Genomic DNA, 7,048 nt, shown 5'->3' with positions numbered 1-7,048 from the left:
CCACCTGTTGAGCGGAAAGGTCTTCACCAAACAGTTCTTTTATCCTGTTTTTGGCTGCTGCCCCTAAAACCACCTTATCGAAAGCTGGTTTTTCCAAAACTTCTGCCATTTCCGCTTTGCTCAAAAAACCGCTGAATAGTATTTTCATGTTTTGCCCTCACTTTCTACTAGTTCTTTTAATTTTTCCACTATGGTATTGATTCGGTCAAATTTCATTTTAAAACTTACCCGGTTGGCAATCAGTCTGGCAGTTGCCGGATGAATCTGCGCGACTTCGACCAAATTATTCTCTTTAAGTGTCCGACCGGTTTCTACCAAATCGACAATAATTTCTGCCAGCCCAACCATGGGTGCTAACTCTATCGACCCATTCAGTTTAATAATTTCCATCTGAATACCAATACTATGAAAAAACCTCTCTGCCACTCGGGGATATTTGGTAGCCACCCGCATATGGGCATAATCAGTCAGCTTTTCCTGTTTAAGAGCCTGCGGCACTGCTACCATCATCCGGCAGAAACCAAATTTTAAATCCAATAGCTCGTAAACATCTTTGCTTTCTTCTAACAGTACGTCTTTGCCAATAATGCCAATATCGGCTGCACCATATTCTACATAAGTTGGCAAATCAGCCGTCTTAGTGATAATAAACCGAATCTTTTTGGCTTCATTGGTAATCACCAATTTTCGTGAGTTCTCACTAAGGCCATCGGCGCTATAGCCTATGTTAGCCAACATAGTTGCAGAGCGATCAAATAACTTTCCTTTGGGAAGAGCAATCGTTAGGTAATCCATATCTTTTGAGGTCATGTCATGCCTCCCATTATTCTTTAGTTATTTAAAGTATTAACGTAATAATATTAACATGATATTATTTAGAGGTCAATACTTTGGTAACCAGTATGATTTCCAGGTATCAACCAATCTTTACAGACAAGTAGGAAAACTAACTGCATATGTAGAAGTATTTGGCAGGATACTAACCGTAATGCCATAAGGAGGTTCTTTATGTCTGTAATGAATATTGTCGTGCTCAATCAACTTGCTGACCGCCATCGTGAGCTTATTCTGGCAGCAGAGCCGAATATTAATATAAATATAATTGTTACTGATGAGGCTAATGCTCTCGAACATATGCCTTCCTGCCATATATTAGTTACCTGGGGCTGGATGGAAACCCGCCATTTGTACCTGGCTGCTCCCCACCTGGAGTGGATTCATGCCCTGAGCGCCGGAGTGGAAAACCTGCTGTTTCCGGAAATACAAGCATCAGACACCATCCTTACAAATGCGAAAGGAATCCATGGTATCCCAGTATCCGAGCATGTGCTAGCCATGATGCTGGCCTTCAGCCGGGGACTTACTGTCAGTTTCCGTCAGCAAAATGCCCGTGAATGGAAACGCATGCCAACTAATGAATTACATGAACATACCCTTGCCATTGTTGGTTTAGGGTCCATCGGACGTGAGATTGCCAAAAAGGCCAAAGCATTAGGAATGACCGTACTTGCCAGTAAACAGGAAGTCACCACCGAGTTATTTGTAGACAAACTTTATCCGCCTGATGATGATAGCCTGTTAGAAATGCTGTCCAAGGCCGATTATGTAGTTGTCGCTCTGCCGCTGACTGAAAATACAAAAAATAAAATTAAGTTACACCACTTTTCAGCCATGAAACCCTCAGCCTATTTCTTTAATATTGCCAGAGGAGCTATTGTCAACGAAGCTGACCTAATCACTGCGTTAGAGCAAAACCTCATTGCCGGCGCAGGCCTAGATGTCTTTGCCTGTGAACCGCTGCCTGAAAGTAGTCCATTATGGAACATGCCCAATGTAATCATTACTCCTCACGTGGCAGCTTTGTCACCATCCTATCTTGACCGCGCCATAAAGCTGTTTGCCGACAATCTTACCCGCTTTATCCAGGGTCGTGACATGCTAAACGTGGTCGATAAGATAAAAGGCTATTAACTAAGTATTAGTTAAGGCTATCAGCCGTTCTGAGAAGCCTAAGTTCCGGCAGGTCACCATCTGATGGTGCCTCATGATGTCTGGCTATAATCTCGGTTATCTGACTGCCAATCCCGGCAGCCTTCAGCATCGCTGCTCCTCGGGCAGCATGATGATAGTAAATATATATAGCATGCCTGAGATTGGCTATCTTGCCGCCCCGCCCTAGCCGCCCCCAACGTCTGGCCCAGCATGGTATCAAGGTATCCAAAATTACAGTAATGATTTTGTCAGCAGTACTAACATCACCTTTAACTTTGCCGATATCGTGAAGGAGCGCACATTTTAGCAACAAGGTTTGATCAACTTCCTTATTGCCAGCGGCAAGCTCACGCGCCGTATATGCTACATTCAAAGCATGCCGCTGGTCAGGGAGATTCATCTGCCAAAAGAAGCGGGCTTCTTTCTGGTCTAAATACTGCCTCACAAACTCCCGGTCTGTTTCACTTATACGGGCGGTGAGTGCTGACACTACTTGTTTTATACGTTTACTCAATATATATCAGCTCTTTATAATTTTGCTCGCGGACTACAGATTCCGCTATCGCCCGCGACTCAGCAGCCAGCGCCAGTTCTGCCCGCCGTCCTTGTTGCCGGCACTGCTGGGCCATTTTTATGGCCTGTGTAAGATTGCCTTCATTCCAGGCAATATACACATCTTTTCCTTGTACACTAATATCAAGGCCATGACGTTCTAAAGCTAGTAATACCCGTTCAATACCTAGCGCAAAGCCTGTCGCTGGTTTGGCAACTCCAAATGAAGCCAACATGGTGTCGTAGCGGCCACCACCACATAACGGAAAACCCAATCCCGGCGTATACCCTTCAAATACCATCCCGGTATAATAATCGAAGTCACGTATAATGCCAAGATCAAAATTGACATACTGCTCAACGCCATAGCCTGCCAGAAGCTTGTGAATATCGGCCAAATTATCTAGGGCCGACCGGCTGAGAGGATTGTTAACCAATCGGTACGCTTTATTGAGCATATCCTCCCGTCCGTGCAAGAGCGGAATTTGCTTCAGTAGTTCTTGTGCCGCCGGACTGAGTTCGCTTTGTGCCAGCAATTCGCCAAGCCCCACTAAGTCGCGAGAAACCATAGCTGATTTTATTTGCTGTTGGCGCTCAGGGCTTAACTGGCTCTCTACCATCAAACCGTTGATAAAATCCACTTGACCTATACCGATTTGAAAATTAGTCAAACCGGCTTCTAACATCGCCTCTACCGCCAAAGCTACAATTTCGGCGTCAGCCGCCGGACCAGGTGCACCTAACAGTTCCACACCGGCTTGATAAAACTCGCATTGTCTGCCAGCCTGCGCCTGCTCATGGCGAAAAACATTGGTAATATAAAACAACCGCTGCGGCAGCGGCTTTTCTCTCAGTCTGGTGGCTGCAACCCGGGCAATCGGAGTTGTCATATCTGGTCTGAGTGCCAAAATCCGATTATTTTTATCAAAAAATTTAAATACATGCTGCTGAATGTTGCCGCCTGTACCGACTGCCAATGTTTCCATATATTCAAACGTCGGAGTTACTACTTCATCATAGCCCCAGCGCGAAAACAGTTCGGCAAGCGCCCCCTCGACAAGACGCTTCTGCCTAGCTTCCCGGGGCAGCAAGTCCTTGGTGCCATACGGAATTTGCGGCACATAATTCTGTTTTTTCATGCTAACACTCCATTCCGACTAGTTATCCTCGTTTTTTTCTAGTTTTTCTAGATTAGCTAATACTAATTTATAACCATCTGCGCCATAATAAAGGCAGCGCTTAACCCGGCTGATGGTTGCAGTACTGGCCCCAGTAGCAGCTACAATGTCGTCATAAATGACTCCAGCTTTTAACAGCCGAGCCACTTCCAGCCGCTGAGCCATAGCCTTAAGCTCACCAATTGTGCATACATCCTCAAAAAACTGATAACATTCTTCCTCATTAGTCAGTGATAAAATGCCTCGAAACAGCTGATCAATAAGCGGGTCTTTCAATTTGGGATTTGCTGTCATACTATTACGCCTCCTGTAAATACATCCTTGTGGGTATGTATTCGCTACGTACCCAGCATTTCCTTCTTTAATCCTTTTTATCTTTATTAAGTTAAAATATATTATATATTATACTATTCGTTTCTTATAAATTAATTATTTTTTTATTGACAGTCACATCTATCGGTGATAAGATAACGTCTATAAATTATAATTACATACTATTCATCAAGAGCTGGCTGAGGGAATGGCCCAATGAAGCCGCGGCAACCATCGCTGTTGCGAACGGTGCCAATTCCACAGGATTCTTTCCTGGCAGATGAAGAACTGGACAACAAACCACTTCGGACTGCCGCGGTGGTTTTTATAATTTTGGGAAAGGAGGCTGCTTTTAGCCAGAGCTTCATTTGTTTACCACTACAAAAAGAAAACATTGGAGGAACATATTGTTATGAAGAAAAAGATTACTTTTTTGCTCCTTGCTGCTTTATTAACTGTCTCCACTTTTATTGTCGGCTGCGGTAACAAACAAACTCCTGCCCCTTTAGCCTCAGATAAAATAACAATTAAAGTAGGAGCAACTCCCGTGCCTCATGCCGAAATTCTTGCAGTAGTCAAGCCGATTCTCGAAAAAGAAGGCATCAACCTGGTTGTTGTGGAAATGAGCGATTATGTCCGTCCTAACATGGCGGTTGCGGAAAAAGAGCTTGACGCTAACTTCTTCCAGCACATTCCCTATTTGAACAAATTCAGCGCTGAGCGCAAACTGGACCTGACCTATACTGCTGCTGTACATATTGAACCTATGGGCATTTACTCTAAAAAAGTAAAAAACCTCAATGACCTGCAAACTGGGGCAGAAATTGGTATCCCTAACGACCCCACTAATGGTGGACGCGCGTTAGCGCTTTTAGAAAAAGCTGGTGTGATTACCCTTAAAGAAGGCGTTGGTGTAAATGCGACCATTAGCGACATTACTGCCAATCCGAAAAAAGTAAAAATTCGTGAACTGGAAGCCGCCCAATTGCCACGTTCACTGGATGATCTTGCCTTAGCGGTCATCAACACCAACTATGCACTGGAAGCCAAACTGGTCCCAAGCAAAGACGCTTTGTTTATTGAACAAAAGGATTCTCCCTATGCTAATATCCTTACTGTCCGCAAAGGCGATGAAAATCGCCCTGAAATCCAAAAATTAACCAAAGCTTTAACTTCTGAAGAAGTTAAAAAATTTATCAATGAAAAATATCAAGGTGCCATTGTTCCGGCGTTTTAGTATGCAAAAAAGAGTCTGTTTTCCAGACTCTTTTTTTGCACTCAGCAAAATGCTAATCGTATTTCTCATTGGTGATTTGGTGATAATGCTACAGCATGTCTTCCCTTCAAGAGAATAGTGTTTATCGGTTAGCTATACCGTACATAAAAATGTCAGCAATGCTATTGGCGGTTTGATCAATAGAATCATCCTGTTCGCCAACAAACCCTTGAAACACCATCATAACAATAACACTAAATAAACCATGAGCAGCTTTATGCACATCACAGTTGCGAAAAGCACCTTGTTCAATTCCTTCTTGCAAGATCTTCTGCAAAATCCCGATGGTATATGCAAATCGTTCCCGGTATTTTTCTCGCTCTGCCTCGGTAAAGTTTGACGGCTCCTCATGTCCTAACCCGCGCATTTCATGCATCAATACCCGCCACAAATCAGCATTTTGCACATAAAACTCTAAAAAAACCCTTATGGCTTTCTTAATTTTTTCAACCGCTGGTTCAGCAAGAGCGGCAATGACCTCAAGTTCAGCCTCAAAACCGGCACTACGTTCTTTGATTAAGGTATAAAAGAGTTGTTCCTTATTAACAAAATAGTTATATACTGTACCTTTGCCAGTATCGGCTAAAGCAATAATCTCGTCTACGGTGGCACGATGATAGCCTTTGCGGGAAAAGACAGTGTAGGCAGCATCAAGTATCTGTTGGCGTTTCATAAGTTTCCTCCTATTGCCAAGTTAGCTTGGAAATGATGAACACTACCATTCCGATGGCTATCGCTGATTTGAATATCATTCCCAAGGCCTGGCCAATCATAATACTCTTAGCAACCCGGCTAGCTCTCTCCCTGCTGCCAGTAACAGCATACTCCGCTACATAACCGGCGACAAAAGACCCAGCAACTGCTCCGGCAATGGAACCAAGTCCTGGTATAACACCGGTACCAAGAATACCACCGGCAATCCCACCAATAAATGCAGACACGATGGCCACACGGGATGCATTTTCTTTTTTTGCCCCCAGCGCTCCTGCTAAAAACTCAACCAATTCGCCTGTCAGCAATGCTCCAAAAAGCAATAAGAGTACCGTGCTGCTCATATGAGTAAAGCCTTCCATGTAGCCATAACCCAGTGCTGTAAATAATATAAGCCAATTACCAGGTAAACCAATTACCGTCATACCAATACCAACTACGCTTATTATTATTACCAGTAAATTCATGACGGTTAACCCTGCATCCAACATATGCACTCCTTTGAGATAGGTATGCCAGCTATCTGTCACAATCCGCGCATCAATCTTGGCTTAGCCTTACTTGCGGTTAATCGCCCGGTGGGCAATATCTTTTCGATACTGCATCCCCGCAAAATTGATTTTAGATACAGCGTGATACACTTTCTCTACCGCAGCGCGAATATTACCCGCAACCGCAGTTACGCCAAGCACCCGGCCGCCTGTTGTCACAATACGGTTGTCCTGTCTGCCTGTACCAGCGTGAAAGACCAGCGCACCCTCGGCTTCCGCCTCAGCAATGCCGGTTATTTCATTGCCTTTTTCATAAGCACCCGGATAACCTTTTGCTGCCAGCACAACGCAAACAGCCGCTTCTTGTTTCCAGTGGATGGCGATATTCGCTAACCGCTCCTCAGTACACGCCTCCATAATATCCACCAAATCACTATCCAGCAGCGGCAATACCACCTGAGTTTCTGGATCACCAAATCTGGCATTAAATTCAATGACTTTTGGCCCTTGGGCAGTAATCATTAAGCCAGCATATA

At 44.2% G+C, this 7,048-nt stretch carries 9 protein-coding genes and 1 riboswitch; of the genes, 2 read left to right on the top strand and 7 right to left on the bottom strand.

Annotated features, from left to right (window positions below; translation table 11 throughout):
* Positions 1 to 144: 144 nt before the first annotated feature.
* Positions 145 to 810: an ATP phosphoribosyltransferase gene (gene hisG, locus AC29Z1_RS11085; protein WP_488271524.1), complete on the bottom strand. Its 666-nt coding sequence runs from the start codon at positions 808 to 810 to the stop codon at positions 145 to 147.
* Between the two features lie 198 nt (positions 811 to 1,008).
* Between hisG and AC29Z1_RS11080 the strand changes: the two genes are divergently transcribed.
* Complete coding sequence (locus AC29Z1_RS11080; RefSeq protein WP_488271523.1) at positions 1,009 to 1,971, top strand: D-2-hydroxyacid dehydrogenase; 963 nt, start codon at positions 1,009 to 1,011, stop codon at positions 1,969 to 1,971.
* 7 nt (positions 1,972 to 1,978) lie between these two features.
* Here the strand turns inward: AC29Z1_RS11080 and AC29Z1_RS11075 are convergent, their stop codons facing one another.
* From AC29Z1_RS11075 to AC29Z1_RS11065, 3 genes are read right to left on the bottom strand one after another with little or no spacing between them, the layout of a single operon-like run.
* Positions 1,979 to 2,506, bottom strand: coding sequence for an HD domain-containing protein (locus AC29Z1_RS11075; protein ID WP_488271522.1), 528 nt, complete (start codon positions 2,504 to 2,506; stop codon positions 1,979 to 1,981).
* Complete coding sequence (gene hisZ / locus AC29Z1_RS11070; protein ID WP_488271521.1) at positions 2,499 to 3,683, bottom strand: ATP phosphoribosyltransferase regulatory subunit; 1,185 nt, start codon at positions 3,681 to 3,683, stop codon at positions 2,499 to 2,501. Before hisZ ends, AC29Z1_RS11075 begins: the two co-directional genes overlap by 8 nt.
* A gap of 18 nt (positions 3,684 to 3,701) precedes the next feature.
* Entirely contained in the window at positions 3,702 to 4,016 is a 315-nt protein-coding gene (locus tag AC29Z1_RS11065) for a YerC/YecD family TrpR-related protein (RefSeq protein ID WP_488271520.1), read from the bottom strand.
* A 201-nt stretch (positions 4,017 to 4,217) separates the two neighbouring features.
* Positions 4,218 to 4,321: riboswitch (SAM riboswitch) on the top strand.
* Between the two features lie 125 nt (positions 4,322 to 4,446).
* On the opposite strand from AC29Z1_RS11065, the gene AC29Z1_RS11060 reads away from it, so the two are divergent.
* Entirely contained in the window at positions 4,447 to 5,271 is an 825-nt protein-coding gene (locus AC29Z1_RS11060) for a MetQ/NlpA family ABC transporter substrate-binding protein (RefSeq protein ID WP_488271519.1), read from the top strand.
* A gap of 121 nt (positions 5,272 to 5,392) precedes the next feature.
* Here AC29Z1_RS11060 and AC29Z1_RS11055 read toward each other — a convergent pair whose 3' ends face one another.
* From AC29Z1_RS11055 to AC29Z1_RS11045, 3 genes are all read right to left on the bottom strand, one after another.
* Positions 5,393 to 5,983, bottom strand: coding sequence for a TetR/AcrR family transcriptional regulator (locus tag AC29Z1_RS11055; RefSeq protein ID WP_488271518.1), 591 nt, complete (start codon positions 5,981 to 5,983; stop codon positions 5,393 to 5,395).
* 10 nt (positions 5,984 to 5,993) lie between these two features.
* A complete protein-coding gene (locus AC29Z1_RS11050; protein WP_488271517.1) occupies positions 5,994 to 6,551 on the bottom strand; it encodes a DUF456 domain-containing protein in 558 nt (185 codons plus the stop codon).
* Between the two features lie 27 nt (positions 6,552 to 6,578).
* A partial coding sequence (locus tag AC29Z1_RS11045) for a phosphoribosylamine--glycine ligase (RefSeq protein WP_488271516.1) occupies positions 6,579 to 7,048 on the bottom strand: 470 nt, incomplete at its 5' end.

Source organism: Sporomusa sp. (assembly GCF_057736855.1).
Note: the sequence above shows the minus strand (reverse complement) of the source record. Positions and strands in the feature narration are given on the sequence as shown.